We start from the raw sequence: 14,989 nt of genomic DNA, 5'->3' as shown, positions 1-14,989 counted from the left end.
AGAACAGCTGTGACACCGAGACGAACTGGCCGCATTGGACGCGAACCCTAGCGCATATTCAAAATTATTCAACCTATCCTTGAGATTCTGATCGCAATCCTTGGCCATCACCCACCTAGACTGCCTTCACATCGGTGCCGCACCACGCCAAGATCGATCAAATTTTTTTTGCAAGCCACCAAGGAAATCCATCATGACTTCGTCCTCCAACCGCGTCGCCATCGTCTACCACAGCGGCTACGGTCACACTGCCAGGCAAGCCCAGGCCGTCGCCCGCGGCGCCGGCAGCGTAACCGGCACTGAAAGCCTCCTGATCCCTGTGGAAGACATCGATCAGCACTGGGACACACTGGAACAGGTGGACGCCATCATCTTTGGCGCGCCGACTTACATGGGCAGTGCCTCGGCGCAGTTCAAGGGCTTCATGGACGCCACCTCACGCAATGTCTTTGCCAAGGGCGGCAAGTGGGCCAACAAGGTCGCCGCGGGCTTCACCAACGCCGCGTCGCGCTCGGGCGACAAGCTGGCCACGCTGCAGCAGATCGCCATCTTCGCGGCACAGCACGGCATGCACTGGGTCAACCTGGGCCTGCCCCCCGGCCACAACAACTCCAAGTCGACGGAAGACTCGCTGAACCGCCACGGCTTCTTCCTCGGTGCTGCCGCGCAGTCCGACGCCGATGTCAGCGCCGAGGTGGCACCGCCGCCAGCCGACCTGCGCACCGCCGAACATCTGGGGGCTCGTGTGGCAGAGGTGGCTCAGCAACTAGTCGCAGGCCGGCGCGCGCTGGCACAGTTGAAAGAAGCCGCCTGAAGCCGCGTTCAGGCGTCGCCGAACAGCAAGCCGGCTGTATGGATTGGCACCCGCACCACCAGCGGGATGCCACACGCTACATGCAGGCGTCTTCAGGGCTGACGCGACAATCCGAGCCATGCCCAGAATGTCGTAGCGGAGACCGCATTGCGTAATGAAACTGATTGGACATGGCCGCAATCCGTTCCGCGTGAGCCCATAACGCTGGCTCGGGACAGTAGAGCTTCTGGCCTGCCCAGTAAGCCGCAGCGGTCACGAGTGCCCTGCTGCCACCACATGCCTTTTATCGTATTGCGCAGTCAGCACCATCACGATCTCTGAGACGATTCGCTCCAGTGGCGTCCCTGGACCATAGATGCCACGGACGCCTGCCAGCTGCAAGGTGCGCCTGTGCGGCGCCGGAATAATCCCGCCAACAAATACCGGCACAGTATCCCCGCGCTGGCGAAGGGCCTTGAACAACATGGCAACCTGGGCAAGATGTGCACCGCCGAGCGTCGAGATGCCGATGGCATCGAAGTCGCCATCGCACGCTTGCGCCGCAATGGCCTCGGCCGACTGGAACAATGGCGTAAGCCGGATCAGGAACCCGGCATCGCTCAGGGCGGCGGCGACAGCCTTCGCGCCGCGATCGTGCCCATCCTGCCCGAGCTTTGCCACCAGGATTCGCGGCGCGCGTCCAAGTGTCGCGCTCAGCCGCCTGACCTGGTCGCAAGCCGCCGCCCAGTTCGGACTGCCTGCGCGGGTAGCGCCATAGTGAGCTTTGTCGTAGCCCGGTTGCACTGCGTAGCGCGGCCAGACCTCCAGCAAGGCGCGCGTGCATTCGCCGACCGTCGCCCGGCAGCGCATGGCGTCAATGGCGCAGTCCAGCAAGTTCCTGCCGCCCCGTCGTGCAGCTTCTGCCAGTGCGCCTAGCGCCTGCTGGACTGTGTGCTCGTCCCGCCTTGCCCGCATTGCCGCCAGTCGAGTCGCCTGCTCGGCGCGAACGCGGCCTCCATCGATTTCCAGGCACGCTGGCAGTGCTTCTTCGTCGGCCTGGTAGCGATTGACGCCCACCACGACCTCCTCTCCCGCATCGATCCGCGCCTGTGTCCGCAGGGCATTGCGGTGGATGCGCTGCTGCACCCAGCCTGATTCCAGCGCCTTGAGCACGCCCCCATGAGCATCGATCTCTGCGAGGATCGACCGGACGGTATCGGCCATGCGACCCGTCAATGACTCGATCAGGTAGGAACCTGCCCACGGATCCGCCACGTCGCAAAGGCTGAATTCGTGCTGCAGGATCAACTGCGTGTCACGCGCGATACGCGAGGCTTCGACGCTGGGCAGCGCCAGAGCTTCATCAAAGCCGTTTGTGTGCAGCGACTGCGTGCCGCCAAAGATTGCGGCCATGCCCTCGATCGTGGTGCGGGCAATATTGTTGTGCGGTGCCTGCGCCGCCAACGTCCAGCCCGATGTCTGGCAGTGCATGCGCATCGCCGCGGCCTGGGCAGTGGTGCCGCCTCGTGCACGGACGATGTCGTGCCACAGGAGCCGGGCGGCGCGCAGCTTGGCAATCTCCTTGTAGAACTGTTTGCCGACGCCGAAGAAGAAGCTCAGCCCACCACAGAAGGCATCGACATCGAGACCTCGAGCACGCAGCGCATCGACATAGGTCCGCGCGTTCGCCAGCGTCAGGGCCAGTTCCAGCGCCGGATCCGCCCCGGCTTCCTGGAAGTGGTAGCCGGAAATCGACATGCCGTGGAATTTCGGCGCGTGCCTGGCGAGCCATTCGACCACATCCGCCGCAATGCGTAGCGACGGCTCCGGAGCATGGATCCAGGTGTTCCGGACCATGAACTCCTTCAGGATGTCGTTCTGGATGGTGCCACGCAGCCGGGCGTACGGAATGCCGGCTTCCTCAGCCACGACCATGAAGGCGGCCAGGATTGGCAGAACCGCCCCGCTCATGGTCATCGACACAGAAACCCGATCCAGCGGTATGCCGTCAAACAGGCGCCGCATGTCGTCGACCGAGTCGATCGCCACCCCAGCCATGCCGACGTCGGCCGCCACCTCCGGATCGTCCGAATCGTAGCCGCGATGGGTTGGCAGGTCGAACGCGACTGACAGGCCCTGTGCCCCTTGCCTCAGGGCCTCGCGATACGCCAGGTTCGACGTCGCGGCGTCGCCATAGCCGGCGTACTGCCGGATGGTCCACGGGCGCTGCCGGTACATGGTCGGGTAAGGCCCGCGCACGAATGGCGCCTCGCCAGGCATGCCGCCGAGGTGGCTCAGACCGACAACGTCCTCCTGGCCGTAGACGGGTTTCAGGTCCACGCCGAAGCGCGGCTCATTGCACTCCTGGCTCATCGTTGCCTCCAGCGCTTGCGGGTCACGATATCCGCGATCTTCTCGCCATCGGCGGCGCGCCGGACCTCGCACCAGTGCGCCAGTCCCGACTCGTCTTCGCGCAGGGCCGCGAAGGTCAGCTCCAGTGCCTCGCCGACATTGACGTTGCCATGGAAGAACAGGTCCCGCGCGGCCACGGTTGGCGGCTCCGCATGGCTGCGCCATTGCCACTCCGCGCGGTCCACCATCGCCTGGAAGCTGGCGAAATACATCAGGTCGGCGCCGTTGAAGTCGTTGTAGGGACATGGCAGGAAATCGATGACGTGATTGACGCCATCCTGCTGCTGGCGCAAGCCGAGATGCATACCCCAATCCCCACTGCGAAAGCGTCGTGCCAACTGCGGCAGCTCCGTCGCCTCGGTCGTGGATGCCGCGTTATTCCAGCCAGTTGCCACGGACGGCATCGCGCGAACCACGGAGCGATTGTCCCGCTCGCGCGTGCGCCGGATAAAGGTCGACAGCATGGTGACAGTGGCGCAGCGCGTCCCGTTCAGCGATGCCACGGCATGCTGGCTGAGGCGCTTCACGCCGCCTGCCGGCAAGCCGGCCGAGTCCAGCGTGAAGGTGCCATGCTCGCCGATCCTCTCCAGCACGGCATCGCGTACGCGTACGGCGGTGAAGGCGGCATAGACAGGATTGCCCTCGCCGTCACGGAAGTCCGGCACTGCCAGGCCGCAGCCCGCAGCCAACTGGCGCCAGTGCAGGTCGCCGCAGGTCTTCAGCAACCAGTTTTCCGACAGGCCGGTGTACGCCAGTTGCGGCATACCAGCGATATGGTGCGAGCGGACGGCCTCCATTTCACGCTGCCAGTGCGGCGTCGGGCCCGTATGCGGCGATCAGCCCGGCCAGGTACTCGGCATCGCGCGCGACACCCGAGAAGCGCCCCGACCCCCAAGTGTGCAACCACGGCAGGCCAAGGAAATACAGGCCGGCATGCGCAGTCACGCCACGCTCGTGGCCCGGATAGCCACGGCCGTTGAAGACCGGGACCTCCAGCCAACTGAAGTCGGGCCGGAACCCGATGCTCCAGATGATGGTGCTGATCCCCGCCGCACGGGGATCGAGTGTTGTTCGCTCCGTTTCCGGCGCCCATACCGGCGCATAGATACTGGCCGGCGGCGCATCGATGCCGCGCTCGGCAATAAACTTGTCGATGCTTGCGTTGATGCGGTTGTAGGTCGCATCGGCATCGTCAAGGCTCTGGCGCAGGTCCGGGGCAAAATGCAGCTGGCCGTCGCGGTAGTCTTCCAGCACACCATACAACTGCATGCCCTCGGTGGCAAACTTGCGCAGGTCGATATCGCGGCCGCCATCGCGGCCAGTCACATAGTGGTTGGTGTTGTCGCGCACGCCCTCGCGCAGCGGATGCTCGGTGACAGGCAGGTCGTAGTACTTCATGTCGGCGAGCCAGTCGACCACATCGCGGCCGCGATAGAAGCGCGCGCAGCGGGGCGCTTCCCCGACCGCCAGAACGACCTCGCGGCCGGCCAGATGCAGGTCTTCGGCAATCTGGGCGCCCGACTGCCCGGACCCCACTACCAGCACAGCGCCATCCGGCAGGTCTTGCGGGTTCCGGTAATCGGCCGACTGGATCTGGCGGATCGAAGCGGGCAGGCGCTCGGCCATGCGGGGAACGATCGGCGTGTGGTAGCCGCCGGATGCAACGACCACCTGGTCGGCGCTGAAGACGCCCCGGCTAGTCGTGACGAAGTACCCGCCCTGCGGCCTCGGCCTGACGCTCAGCACCGCGGTATGTTCGAGCACCGGTGCCGCAACGGACTGTATGAACCCGTCCAGGTACGCGATGATCTCATCCTTCCTCATGAAGCCGTGCGGATCGTCCCCGCGGTACGGATGCCCCGGCAGCGCGCATTGCCAGTTCGGCGTGACCAGGCAGAAGGCGTCCCAGCGCTGGGTGCGCCAGGTATGGGTGAGCGTGTGCTTTTCCAGCACCAGGTGTTCGATCCCGGCCTGCTTCAGGTAGTAGCTGACGGACAGGCCGGCCTGGCCGCCTCCTACCACGATCACCGGAAGATGACGGGGTTCCGCGTGAATGGGGGTATCGATGGTGTTGCGTGTCATGGCGTGGTTTCCTTGATGCGATTAGGGTTCGGCCGCGGTGGCAGCCGTCAATGCTGGCTAATGACCGAAGCCGATCACCTGCACGGTGGCATCCGGCTGGTCGTGGAATCTTGCGGCGGCCTCTTCGATGGCCTGCAACTGGTCCATGGCGGACGAGCACGCGTAGCCATATTTCGTGCGCACGCGCTCGGACGCCTCGAGCAGGGCCGCGCGGGTGAGGCTGACAAACTCCGCGAGCGGATAATTGCGGCCCGCGTCGAGATGCGCCGTCACCACCGATGACGGCGAATAGCAAACCGCTTCGCTCTGATCCGGCCAGCGGATCCGGAAATGGGTAACGGGCATGGCTTACGCTCCCAGCGTGACGGGTTCCGGCTCTTCGAGACCCGCTGCCTGTTCAGGCAGGATGAAGGCGGCCCTGGCAAAGTCCCACAGCAAGGCCGACTCGCCCCCGTGGGTGATCGACACGCGCGTGGTGTCGTCGAATTGGCCGATGGACGCGCACGCGATGTCGCGCGCCTGGAAGCACGCCGCGACCTCCGCAACATGGCCTTCGTCCACGGCGAGCAGAAACCCATAGCTTGGGAAAGCGCTCAGCCAACGGAGCAACGGCACATCCGGTGGCATTGGCACGGCGTCGAGGTCGATCCGTCCGCCGACGCGCGAGCACTCCATCAACATCAATGCCGTGCCCGCGATGCCCGCCATGCTGATGTCCTTGGCGGCAGCGCACAATCCGGCCTCGGCCAGCGCGGGAAGGATCTCCAGATCGGCGCGCAGCCGTTCGGCTGGCGCGCTAGTAGACGCGTTCCAGTAAGGATAAGGTTCCTCAAAGGCACCCCGCAGATCCACGGCCATCAGCAGGTGCTGGCCGGGACGCGCCGCGAAGCTCGACAGCGGCCGGCGCGCCCGGCCCAGTATGGCCACGGCCAGTTGCGCGCCATCACTCCTGGCATTGCTATGCCCGCCGACGACTGGTACGCCATAGGCGGCCGATGCGGCAGCCATGCCCCGGATGACTTCGGCCGCACCGTCGATGCCATCGCTCCAGATCGCATCGACCACCGCCAGCGGCCGGCCGCCCATTGCATAGATGTCGCTGACGTTCACCATCACTGCGCTATAGCCCGCGAACCAAGGCATGGTGCGCAGGAATTCGCCGACCATGCCTTCGATCGCGAACAGCAGGTGTCCGTCACCGTCCGGAATCGCGGCACAGTCATCGCCCAGTGCGATGCCTCGGTCTTCCGCGCCCTGCCCGGCTGGCAGCGCATGCCTGAACACCGACAGCATGCCCGCGATATCGGTCTTGTGGCCGAAGCCGCGACCAGCCCGCAAAACCTTCGCCAGTTCCGCAGCGCTCATGGTGCCCTCCTTTCCTCGATGACCAGTCCGGACAAAGGCGTGTGGCAAGGCGGGTAGTAATTCAGGTCTGCCTCCATCAGGTGATGGGACCGCCCCAACAGCACTTCCTCGTGCAGCGTGGTCCAGTGCAGCCGGCGGAACAGCGGCACGTTCTGGCTCTGCACATGGGCCAGGAAGCGCCGGCAGCCTAGCGCATGGGCGCTGCTCACGGCCAGGCGGATCAGGGTCGCGCCGATGCGCCCCTGCCGGCGGTACGGTGCCGCCACCGCCAGGCGCGAGCCATACCAGACACCGGGCTCGCTCTCGTGGATACGCACGGTGCCGACAACCTCGCCTGGCTCAGCCGGCAGGTCCGGATCGGCCCTGAGCGCCACCAGCAACTGCGCCACGTCATCGATGACATCACGGTCGTCGCCGGCAAAGAGCTGCTGCTCTTCGCAGAACACGGCGCGGCGCAGCCCAAAGGCCGCTTCCTTTTCGCGGCGCGTATCCGCCCAGCGGATCCGGTACACCGGGATCGCAGGGACCTCGACGCAAAGATCGCGGCTCATGACGGCACCCCTTCGTATGCGGACAGCGACGAACACGCCCCGCACTTGCCGCAGCCAGCCTTGATGTCGGCCGAGCGCATCCCGGCCGCCGCGACCATTGCGCCCAGCGGCGCCAGGATCTCGCGCATGAACGCCGGCGTCGGTGCGGGGTGGTCTTCCAGCGGGGTCCCGGAGATCGGCACGAACGGCACCACGAAGGGGTACACGCCCATGTCCACCAGCCGGCGCGAGATGGCGAGAATGGACTCGGCCGTGTCGCCAAGCCCGGCGAGGATATAGGTGCTCACCTGTCCGCGGCCGAACACGCCCACGGCAGCCTCGAACGCGTCCATATAGCGCGACAGCGGCACGGATGCCTTGCCGGGCATGATCCGTTCGCGCACGGCAGGCGTGACCGCCTCTAGGTGCATGCCGAGACTGTCGATCCCCGCGGCGCGCATGCGCGCAAACCAGCGGTCGTCGTCCGGTGGCTCGCACTGTCCCTGAATCGGCAGGTCGACCGCCGCCCGGATCGCAAACGCACTGTCGCAGAGGATGCCGGCGCCGCGATCGGGCGTCGGCGGCGTGCCGGTCGTGAGCACCATGTGCCTGACATGATCGAGCAACACCGCCGCGCGGGCGACCTCGGCAAGCTGCTCCGGGGTCTTCCTGGCAATGGTGCGACCGGCCGCCAGCGACTGCCCGATCGCGCAGAACTTGCAGGTCTTGCGTCGGCTCTCATAGCGGATGCAGGTCTGCAGGACGGTCGTCGCCAGCACATCGGCGCCATGCAGCGTCGCGATCTGCGCATACGGAATGCCGTCCAGCGTCTGCAGGCCGTAGAAGCGCGGCGCTTTCGGGAAGCTGATGTCGGCGATCGGAATGGCGCCGCGCTTGAGCGCGCTGCGGCCGCTGCCGTCCGGCGCCGAGGCGACGAAGGGCGAATTCCACGCGGTACTGGTATGCACGGGCACCATGATGGTCACGCCATCGATGGTCACCGCCTTGTGGTCGGACGGCCCCGCGCCGCCGCGACGGCTCTGGGCCCCCGCGCGCGGATCTTCCAGCCGCAGTCCGACGGACTGCAGCTCAGTCATCAATTGCCGGCTCGAGGCCGACATCGTCTCGCTGGCTTGCATGATCGGGGCTCCGATAAGTGGGAAGAGGAAATTCGCCCATGGCCGACACCGTGGCCGCCGGCCGGTCGTTGATGGCGAGGCTGAGCAGTTCGGGGCGCGCATAGTGGCCCACCGAGTCCATCATGCGCTTGCGCTTGGTGATGAGGGCCATGTCGAGGTCAGCGATCACCATCCCTTCGCCTTCGCGCAGCGGCGGCGCGAGATGCTGCCCCTCTGGCGAGACGATCGCTGTGTTGCAGCCGCCGCGCAGCGCCTTCTGCAGCACGGGATCGGTCGTCACCGAGGCGATCTGCGCATCGGTGAGCCAACCTGTCGCATTGACCACGAAGCAGCCGGCTTCCAGCGCGTGATGGCGAATCGTTGCCTCGATCTGGTCGGCGAAGATGGGACCGACCAGCGAGCCGGGAAACTGGCTGCAATGGATCTCTTCATGCTGGGTCATCAGCGCGTAGCGCGCGAGCGGATTGTAGTGCTCCCAGCACGCGAGCGCGCCGACACGGCCGATGGCGGTCTGCACCACCTTGAGGCCAGCGGCATCGCCCTGCCCCCAGATCATGCGTTCATGGAAGGTTGGCGTCAGCTTGCGCCGCTTGACGGCAAGCCGCCCCTCCGTGTCGAAGATCAGCTGCGTGTTGTACAGGCTGCCGTGGTCGCGCTCGTTGACGCCGAGCACGACCACCATGCCATGCTGCCTCGCCTGTTCGGCGACGGCCAGCGTCACGGGGCCGGGTATCGTCACGGCCTGCTCGTACAGGCGCAGATGATCGCTTCCGGATTGCACCGGCGGGCGCACGAACGAGAAGTACGGGTAGTACGGCACGAACGTTTCCGGGAAGACGATCAGCTGCACCCCCTCGCGCGCGGCCTTCTCGATGGCTTCAAGCACCTTGGCCAGGGTTCCCTCACCGCTTTCCAGGTCCGGCGAGATCTGGACCGCCGCGGCGCGGACAATGCGTTTCTGTGACATGGCGATACCCCTGAGCTGGATCAGACCGTCCAGGTGTCGATGATCAATGCGTTCTCCTTGCGGTGGATCAGCCTCAGGTCCAGCACGTCGAGCGGATTGATCGGGCGAATGCCCTCGATGAGCGATGCTTCGCCATGGCCGTAGAGAGCCTGCAGCGCGAAGCGGCAGGCATAGACCTTGCCGCCCTCGTCCATGAACTTGCGCAGTTGCTTGTTGAAATTCAGGTGGCCGGCAAAGGCTTCATCGCCCAGGCGCGGAAAGCCACGCTGCAGGCCAAGGGTGACGCCCGGGCCGTACAGCAGGATGCTGGTGTCAAAGCCCTTGCGCTGCAGCCGCGTGGCCTGCAGCAGGTTGACGAAACCGATCGATCCCTCGAAGGCCACGGTATGAAAGGTCACCAGCGCCTTCTCGCCGGGTTCTGCCTTGACGTCCTCGAACACCTTCTCTTCGAAATCGACCAGGAAATCGCCATCCTGATGGGCAGGTTTGTTGACTGCGGGCATGCTGTACTCCAGTGAGTGGGTTGCGGTTCGGACAAGCCGGTGCGGCGCAATCCGCCACCCCGGGCCGGCGCTGTCGCCGACGGTCCAGTTTGTGCAACCGATATGCCATCAACCGGATTCACCCCTCCGATCAATGCCCGATCAAGCAGTCGCCATGCGATCGATCGCATCATTGATCGCATGGCCCGCATGGCTTAATCGCAACACGAAGGGCGCCTGACGATTGCACCAGAATCGCGTCGTGCGCCGCTGCACACTGCATTTAGATGGTGCGGCCAGACGGCCTGCGCACCATCATGCAGCCATTCAGATGCAATCAAACTGGCACGCACCATGCATTCATTTGCGCGGCGCCACGACGGCGCAGCCCCGTTTGGAGAGAATCTTGTCCGGCCTGACCAGTCATTGGGCAAAGCGCATTGCAGACAGCCCCAAGCCCGCCTACCTGACCATTCCCGACCTGATCGAGGAGGCACTTGCCGACGGGCGCCTGCAGGCGCGTGACCGGCTGCCCGGCTTGCGCGACCTGGCCGAGGCGCTGGACCTGAACTACACCACCGTCGCGCGCGCCTACGGCGAGGCGCGCAAGCGCGGGCTGATCGATGCCAAGGCCGGCAGCGGCACCTATGTGCGTGGCCGGGCGCCGGCTCTGCCGCTGCGCGCCGGCACCAGCGCCGAAATGACGATGAACATGCCGCCGGAGCCCCCCGCGCTGGCAACGCGGCTGCGTGAATCGTCGGCGGCACTCCTCGCCGGGACGGATCCGTACACGCTGCTGCGCTACCAGGATTTCGGCGGCACGCCGGCCGACCGTGCGGCCGTGACGGCCTGGCTGCGCCGGCTCGTGCCGACGGCAGCCAGCGAAACGCTGCTCATCTGCCCGGGCATCCACAGCGCGCTGGTTGCCCTGCTGTCGCAACTGGCGCGCGGCGGACAGACGCTATGCGTTGAGGCACTGGCCTATCCCGGGATCAAGGCCATTGCTGCGCAACTCGGGGTCCAGCTGCAGGCACTGCCAGGCGACGAGGATGGCATGATCGGCAGCGCCTTCGAGAACTTCTGCAAGGCGCACAAGCCCGCAGCGCTTTATTGCAACCCCACCATCCAGAACCCAAGCACGCGCACGATGTCCCAGGGACGCCGCGAGATCCTCGCCGATATCGCGCTACGCTATAACGTGCCGATCATCGAGGACGATGCCTATGGCATGCTGCCCCGGCGCACCCCGGACACCTTTGCAGCGCTGGCCCCGGAACTGACCTACTACATGACCGGCCTGTCGAAATGCTTCGGCGCCGGCTTGCGCACGGCGTTCGTCCATGCGCCCTCAGCCAGGCAAAGCCAGCGCCTGGCAGGCACGTTGCGCGCCACCACCGTGATGGCCAGCCCGTTCACCAATTTGCTGGCCACGGCCTGGATCAAGGACGGCACGGCCGATGAGATGCTTGCCGCAGTCAGGCAGGAAAATGCCGCACGCCAGGCCATCGCCACGCGCGTGCTGGCCGGCCGCACTTACGCCGCCGATCCGGAGGGTTTCCACCTCTGGCTGCATCTGGGCACCGGCAATGCCTGGCGCCCGTCTGAACTGGCCTTGCACCTGCGTTCGCGCGGCATCGGCGCCGTGTCGAGCGCGGCCTTCTCGACGGATGGCAACCCGCCCGATGCGATCCGGCTTTGCCTTGGCGGGCCCGGCGAGCGGGACGAGATCGAGGAGTCGCTGCAGATCGTCGCGGATACGCTTGACGATCCGCACCATCTGCATTCGGCCATGCTGTAGTCCAGGCTATGCCTGGCTCATAGTCGCGCAATCCTGCCAGCGCCGAGCAAAGCCGCAGGCCGTCTGACGACGGAATCGGCATCGTTCGCACGGGCACCAGGACAAGAGGTGCCTTGCCCTGCGGAAAGCGAAGGCGGGCGCCAATCCGGCAAGCCAGATCAAATCAATAGTCATACATCAGTGCATTCTCTGGCGCAGGGTGGCCCTTCCAGCACCGCTGACGCATGCCACTCCGACGACATCAACTCCACCGCTGATCAACGGTCGCTTTAACGCCCCGTTGCCGCAGCGACCGCTCCCCGCAATGCGAGCAAATAGCTGTCGACGCCCAACCCGGAGATTTGTCCATTCACAACTTCAGCGAATACCGAGTGGTGCCGGAATGCTTCTCGGGCGTGGATGTTCGACATGTGGACCTCGATGACAGGTACGGTCAGAATCGCCAACGCATCGCGGATTCCATAGCTATAGTGTGTCCAAGCGCCAGCATTGATCAGCACGGCGTCTACACCATCGAAGAAGGCCTGGTGGATACGCTCACACATTTCGCCCTCACTATTTGTTTGAAAGCTGTCGACCTTGGCGCCAAGCTCTCGCCCGAGAGCATGCAGCTTTTCGTCAATCTCGTTCAACGTGATGGTCCCGTATTGGACCGGATCCCGCTTGCCGAACATGTTGTGATTGATGCCATGAAGCATAAGAACTTTCATTACTACTCCTTAGATTAGGATATGCAAGGTTAATCGCGCGGCAGTTCGACTACCGAGCCGGACCGCGCTGCCGTGACGATGGCTTCGGTGATGCGCAGGTTCCAGACAGTGAATAAAAAAGGCGGATAAAGGCGGTCTCGCCGATGTCTGCTACGCCATTTCATGGCACGACGTGGGGGGCGCCGCAAATGAGTCGTTCCACAGGCGGGCTTGCATAGTTCCCCACGCGGCCGAGTCGGCCGCGTGGCGGCCCGTATGTACCCGAGCGAACCGTCCAACTATGTCAAACCAGTGGAACGGTGAGCCGGTTGATCACTTCCCTGGTATCAGGCCGCACGCCTCGCCACCATGCGAACGCTTCAGCAGCCTGTTCTGCAAGCATGCCAACGCCATCCGCGAGATGGGCAACGCCCGCGTTTTGCGCCAGCCGAAGGAAAGGTGTGAGGCCTTTGCCGTAGGCCAGTTCATAAGCAAGGGCACCCGGGAGAAACACCATCGCGTGCACTGGAGGAAGTTCGCCGCGCAGGCTCGCCGACGTAGCATTAAAAACGATGTCAAACTTCTGCGCGATCAGATCCTGGTAGGTACAGCCGGTCACTGCACCATGTTCCGAGCCAATGCTCGCCAGCATCAGCGCTTTGTCGAGCGACCTGTTTGCGATCACAAGTTCGGCGGGACGTTCAGCCAAAAAAGGAAGCAGCGCGCCTCGTGCTGCTCCGCCGGCACCAAGAAGTAGGATTCGCTTGCCACGGAGGGGACGTTTCAAATTGTGGACCACGTCCCGTACCAGGCCGACGCCGTCGAAATTCTCGGCGCAGACCCGATCGCCATCAAACTTGATGGCATTAGCCGCGCCAGCCAGTTCGGCTGCGGGAGACCGGTCGGTGGAGTAGGCAAATGCATCGAGCTTGAACGGTGCGGTGATGTTCATTCCCTTCCCCCCGGCTGCACGAAATGCATCCGCGGTGGCGGCGAACTCACCGATTGCCCCCTCAATCTTGCCGTACTCGATATCTTGACCGGTTGCGCTCCCAAACGCGGTATGGATCAAGGGCGATTTGCTATGTTGTATAGGATTGCCGATGACGGCGTAACGGTCAGTCATGATTTCTCCATGTACCGGTCACGGCCGGTGGGATGTCGTGGATAGAGTGAGGTGGGGGGGGGTTGGGGGCATCGCCTTCCTCCTGCTCAGGCGAGCTGGAAGCCGACGGCAGCGGATGGTCTTCACAACTGCCTCCTGATTGGTGCCTCGTGTGTCAAACAGACTGACAGCCTCAAACTGCCGGGCGGCCCATGCCGGGGGCGGTCAGCGACTGTGCGCGCATCCGGTCATACTCCACTTTGCTGACAGGCTCTGTCCCTGGCTCACCCAAGTTGTTCATGTGAACCCGGTATGTCTCTCGTGCGCTGAATGCGGCAAGCGCTGCGATGATGGTGATACCGAACGCAATGCTGCCAACGGTCAGCCAAACGTTGGCAGAACCGGGAGGCGCCACGGCCGTAAAGAGCGCCGGCAGCATCGCCGTCGCCGCCGTGCCGATGTTCTGCGAGATCGCCATGGCCGAGACACGGGTGCGGGTCGGGAACAGTTCCGGGTAGAAGCTCGGGAATACGGCGTTGTAGCCCTGGTAGACAATGCCCCACATCAGTATCGACATCCCAAAGGCCAGCGGAACGTTCTTGATGCTGATCGCGTAGAGATAGACGAAGGCGAGGAAGCCAGATGTCAGCGCTCCGATGATGAGCGGCGGCTTGCGACCAATCTTGTCGGACAGGTTTCCCACGAAGGGAATGACCAACACGGCCACAATGTTGCCGACCACCGGAATCCAGAGATACAGGTCTTTGTCCAACCCAATGCCATAGGCTGGCTGAACAGCGTATGCCGCACCGAAGATAGTGGCGACCACCGGGATGACATTCATCAGGGCCATGCAAACGACGCGAAGCATATCCGGCCAACTGAACTTGATAGCGTCGATGACGGGTGACCGGGAGCGGCCCTCGCGCCCCTCTTCAGCAAAGGCAGGAGTCTCACTCACTTCACGGCGAATGACCCAGCCAGCAACGATGACTACGAAGCTAAGCAGGAAAGGAATACGCCACCCCCAGCTATTGAACTGATCGGCCGGCATATAGTGCGCCAAAGGCAGGAACACCGCGGCTGCCAGGACTTGTCCGGCCTGCACGCCCTGTAGCGTGAAGCTCGCGAAATAGCCACGCCGTCCGAACGGGGCATGCTCCAGAATCATGGAACTCGCGCCGGAGATTTCTCCCGCGACAGCGAAGCCCTGCGCCAACCGCAGCATCACTAGAAGCGCTGGGGCCAGCAGGCCGACCTGATCGTACGTGGGCAGCAGTCCCACGCCGATGGTCGAAAAGCCCATCAGGAACATGCACCACACGAGGACGTTCTTGCGACCATGCGTGTCTCCGAGATGGCCAAGCACAAAGGCGCCGATAGGGCGTGCCACGTAGCCAACGCCGTAGGTGGCCAGCGACGCGATGATGGCCGTCGTCGCATTGCCTTTTGGAAAGAAGATCTGGGGAAAGATCAATGCCGACGCTGTGGCGTAAATGAAGAAGTCATAGTATTCAAGCGCCGAACCGATCCAGCCGCTGGCAGCGGCTTTCCTTGATTGGTGTTTGCCTTGGGGCTCGTGAGCCGTTGCAGTTGTCATGCTTGTCTCCTGACGTGTTCCAAAGCC

14 protein-coding genes are annotated in these 14,989 nt (G+C 64.2%); 2 read left to right on the top strand and 12 right to left on the bottom strand.

Annotated elements, in window-relative coordinates:
• Positions 1-193 precede the first annotated feature (193 nt).
• Positions 194-814 (top strand): flavodoxin family protein, encoded by a 621-nt coding sequence (locus CupriaWKF_RS26445; protein WP_276101393.1) that lies wholly within the window; start codon positions 194-196, stop codon positions 812-814.
• Positions 815-1,066: 252 nt separating this feature from the next.
• On the opposite strand, the gene scpA is transcribed toward CupriaWKF_RS26445, so the two are convergent.
• The 9 genes from scpA to CupriaWKF_RS26400 are packed head-to-tail and all read right to left on the bottom strand — an operon-like array spanning position 1,067 to position 9,791.
• Positions 1,067-3,166 (bottom strand): methylmalonyl-CoA mutase, encoded by a 2,100-nt coding sequence (gene scpA, locus CupriaWKF_RS26440; RefSeq protein ID WP_276101392.1) that lies wholly within the window; start codon positions 3,164-3,166, stop codon positions 1,067-1,069.
• A complete protein-coding gene (locus CupriaWKF_RS26435) occupies positions 3,163-4,002 on the bottom strand; it encodes a Pnap_2097 family protein (RefSeq protein ID WP_276101391.1) in 840 nt (279 codons plus the stop codon). Before CupriaWKF_RS26435 ends, scpA begins: the two co-directional genes overlap by 4 nt.
• 1 nt (position 4,003) lies before the next feature.
• Positions 4,004-5,287, bottom strand: a complete 1,284-nt coding sequence (locus CupriaWKF_RS26430; protein ID WP_276101390.1) for an MSMEG_0569 family flavin-dependent oxidoreductase — start codon at positions 5,285-5,287, stop codon at positions 4,004-4,006.
• Between the two features lie 57 nt (positions 5,288-5,344).
• Positions 5,345-5,632 carry an MSMEG_0570 family nitrogen starvation response protein gene (locus CupriaWKF_RS26425; RefSeq protein WP_276101389.1) on the bottom strand — a complete coding sequence of 96 codons (288 nt, stop codon included), beginning with the start codon at positions 5,630-5,632 and terminating at the stop codon, positions 5,345-5,347.
• 3 nt (positions 5,633-5,635) lie between these two features.
• Positions 5,636-6,652, bottom strand: a complete 1,017-nt coding sequence (locus tag CupriaWKF_RS26420; RefSeq protein ID WP_276101388.1) for a sll0787 family AIR synthase-like protein — start codon at positions 6,650-6,652, stop codon at positions 5,636-5,638.
• The gene (locus tag CupriaWKF_RS26415) at positions 6,649-7,203 is read right to left on the bottom strand and encodes an MSMEG_0567/Sll0786 family nitrogen starvation N-acetyltransferase (RefSeq protein WP_276101387.1); all 555 of its coding nucleotides are present in this window, start codon (positions 7,201-7,203) and stop codon (positions 6,649-6,651) included. Before CupriaWKF_RS26415 ends, CupriaWKF_RS26420 begins: the two co-directional genes overlap by 4 nt.
• Complete coding sequence (locus tag CupriaWKF_RS26410) at positions 7,200-8,321, bottom strand: MSMEG_0568 family radical SAM protein (protein ID WP_276101386.1); 1,122 nt, start codon at positions 8,319-8,321, stop codon at positions 7,200-7,202. The genes CupriaWKF_RS26415 and CupriaWKF_RS26410 overlap by 4 nt, the downstream gene beginning before the upstream one ends.
• Positions 8,272-9,288 (bottom strand): Nit6803 family nitrilase, encoded by a 1,017-nt coding sequence (locus CupriaWKF_RS26405; RefSeq protein ID WP_276101385.1) that lies wholly within the window; start codon positions 9,286-9,288, stop codon positions 8,272-8,274. Before CupriaWKF_RS26405 ends, CupriaWKF_RS26410 begins: the two co-directional genes overlap by 50 nt.
• 20 nt (positions 9,289-9,308) lie before the next feature.
• Positions 9,309-9,791 (bottom strand): MSMEG_0572/Sll0783 family nitrogen starvation response protein, encoded by a 483-nt coding sequence (locus tag CupriaWKF_RS26400; protein ID WP_276101384.1) that lies wholly within the window; start codon positions 9,789-9,791, stop codon positions 9,309-9,311.
• A gap of 385 nt (positions 9,792-10,176) precedes the next feature.
• Here CupriaWKF_RS26400 and CupriaWKF_RS26395 point away from each other — a divergent pair, with 385 nt between their 5' ends.
• Entirely contained in the window at positions 10,177-11,568 is a 1,392-nt protein-coding gene (locus CupriaWKF_RS26395; RefSeq protein WP_276101383.1) for a PLP-dependent aminotransferase family protein, read from the top strand.
• Between the two features lie 269 nt (positions 11,569-11,837).
• Here the strand turns inward: CupriaWKF_RS26395 and aroQ are convergent, their stop codons facing one another.
• The 3 genes from aroQ to CupriaWKF_RS26380 all read right to left on the bottom strand — a co-directional run bounded on the left by aroQ (position 11,838) and on the right by CupriaWKF_RS26380 (position 14,962).
• The gene (gene aroQ / locus CupriaWKF_RS26390; RefSeq protein ID WP_276101382.1) at positions 11,838-12,278 is read right to left on the bottom strand and encodes a type II 3-dehydroquinate dehydratase; all 441 of its coding nucleotides are present in this window, start codon (positions 12,276-12,278) and stop codon (positions 11,838-11,840) included.
• A gap of 283 nt (positions 12,279-12,561) precedes the next feature.
• Complete coding sequence (gene aroE, locus CupriaWKF_RS26385) at positions 12,562-13,383, bottom strand: shikimate dehydrogenase (RefSeq protein ID WP_276101381.1); 822 nt, start codon at positions 13,381-13,383, stop codon at positions 12,562-12,564.
• 172 nt (positions 13,384-13,555) lie between these two features.
• A complete protein-coding gene (locus tag CupriaWKF_RS26380) occupies positions 13,556-14,962 on the bottom strand; it encodes an MFS transporter (RefSeq protein WP_276101380.1) in 1,407 nt (468 codons plus the stop codon).
• Between the last annotated feature and the right edge of the window lie 27 nt (positions 14,963-14,989).

It is taken from the genome of Cupriavidus sp. WKF15 (assembly GCF_029278605.1).
Classification (GTDB): domain Bacteria; phylum Pseudomonadota; class Gammaproteobacteria; order Burkholderiales; family Burkholderiaceae; genus Cupriavidus.
Note: the sequence above shows the minus strand (reverse complement) of the source record. Positions and strands in the feature narration are given on the sequence as shown.

Excerpts from the sequence above, each read along its gene's own strand:
- CupriaWKF_RS26445 (WP_276101393.1), top strand. The coding sequence starts at position 194 with ATGACTTCGTCCTCCAACCGCGTCGCCATCGTCTACCACAGCGGCTAC.
- scpA (WP_276101392.1), bottom strand. The coding sequence starts at position 3,166 with ATGAGCCAGGAGTGCAATGAGCCGCGCTTCGGCGTGGACCTGAAACCC.
- CupriaWKF_RS26435 (WP_276101391.1), bottom strand. The coding sequence starts at position 4,002 with ATGGAGGCCGTCCGCTCGCACCATATCGCTGGTATGCCGCAACTGGCG.
- CupriaWKF_RS26430 (WP_276101390.1), bottom strand. The coding sequence starts at position 5,287 with ATGACACGCAACACCATCGATACCCCCATTCACGCGGAACCCCGTCAT.
- CupriaWKF_RS26425 (WP_276101389.1), bottom strand. The coding sequence starts at position 5,632 with ATGCCCGTTACCCATTTCCGGATCCGCTGGCCGGATCAGAGCGAAGCG.
- CupriaWKF_RS26420 (WP_276101388.1), bottom strand. The coding sequence starts at position 6,652 with ATGAGCGCTGCGGAACTGGCGAAGGTTTTGCGGGCTGGTCGCGGCTTC.
- CupriaWKF_RS26415 (WP_276101387.1), bottom strand. The coding sequence starts at position 7,203 with ATGAGCCGCGATCTTTGCGTCGAGGTCCCTGCGATCCCGGTGTACCGG.
- CupriaWKF_RS26410 (WP_276101386.1), bottom strand. The coding sequence starts at position 8,321 with ATGCAAGCCAGCGAGACGATGTCGGCCTCGAGCCGGCAATTGATGACT.
- CupriaWKF_RS26405 (WP_276101385.1), bottom strand. The coding sequence starts at position 9,288 with ATGTCACAGAAACGCATTGTCCGCGCCGCGGCGGTCCAGATCTCGCCG.
- CupriaWKF_RS26400 (WP_276101384.1), bottom strand. The coding sequence starts at position 9,791 with ATGCCCGCAGTCAACAAACCTGCCCATCAGGATGGCGATTTCCTGGTC.
- aroQ (WP_276101382.1), bottom strand. The coding sequence starts at position 12,278 with ATGAAAGTTCTTATGCTTCATGGCATCAATCACAACATGTTCGGCAAG.
- aroE (WP_276101381.1), bottom strand. The coding sequence starts at position 13,383 with ATGACTGACCGTTACGCCGTCATCGGCAATCCTATACAACATAGCAAA.
- CupriaWKF_RS26380 (WP_276101380.1), bottom strand. The coding sequence starts at position 14,962 with ATGACAACTGCAACGGCTCACGAGCCCCAAGGCAAACACCAATCAAGG.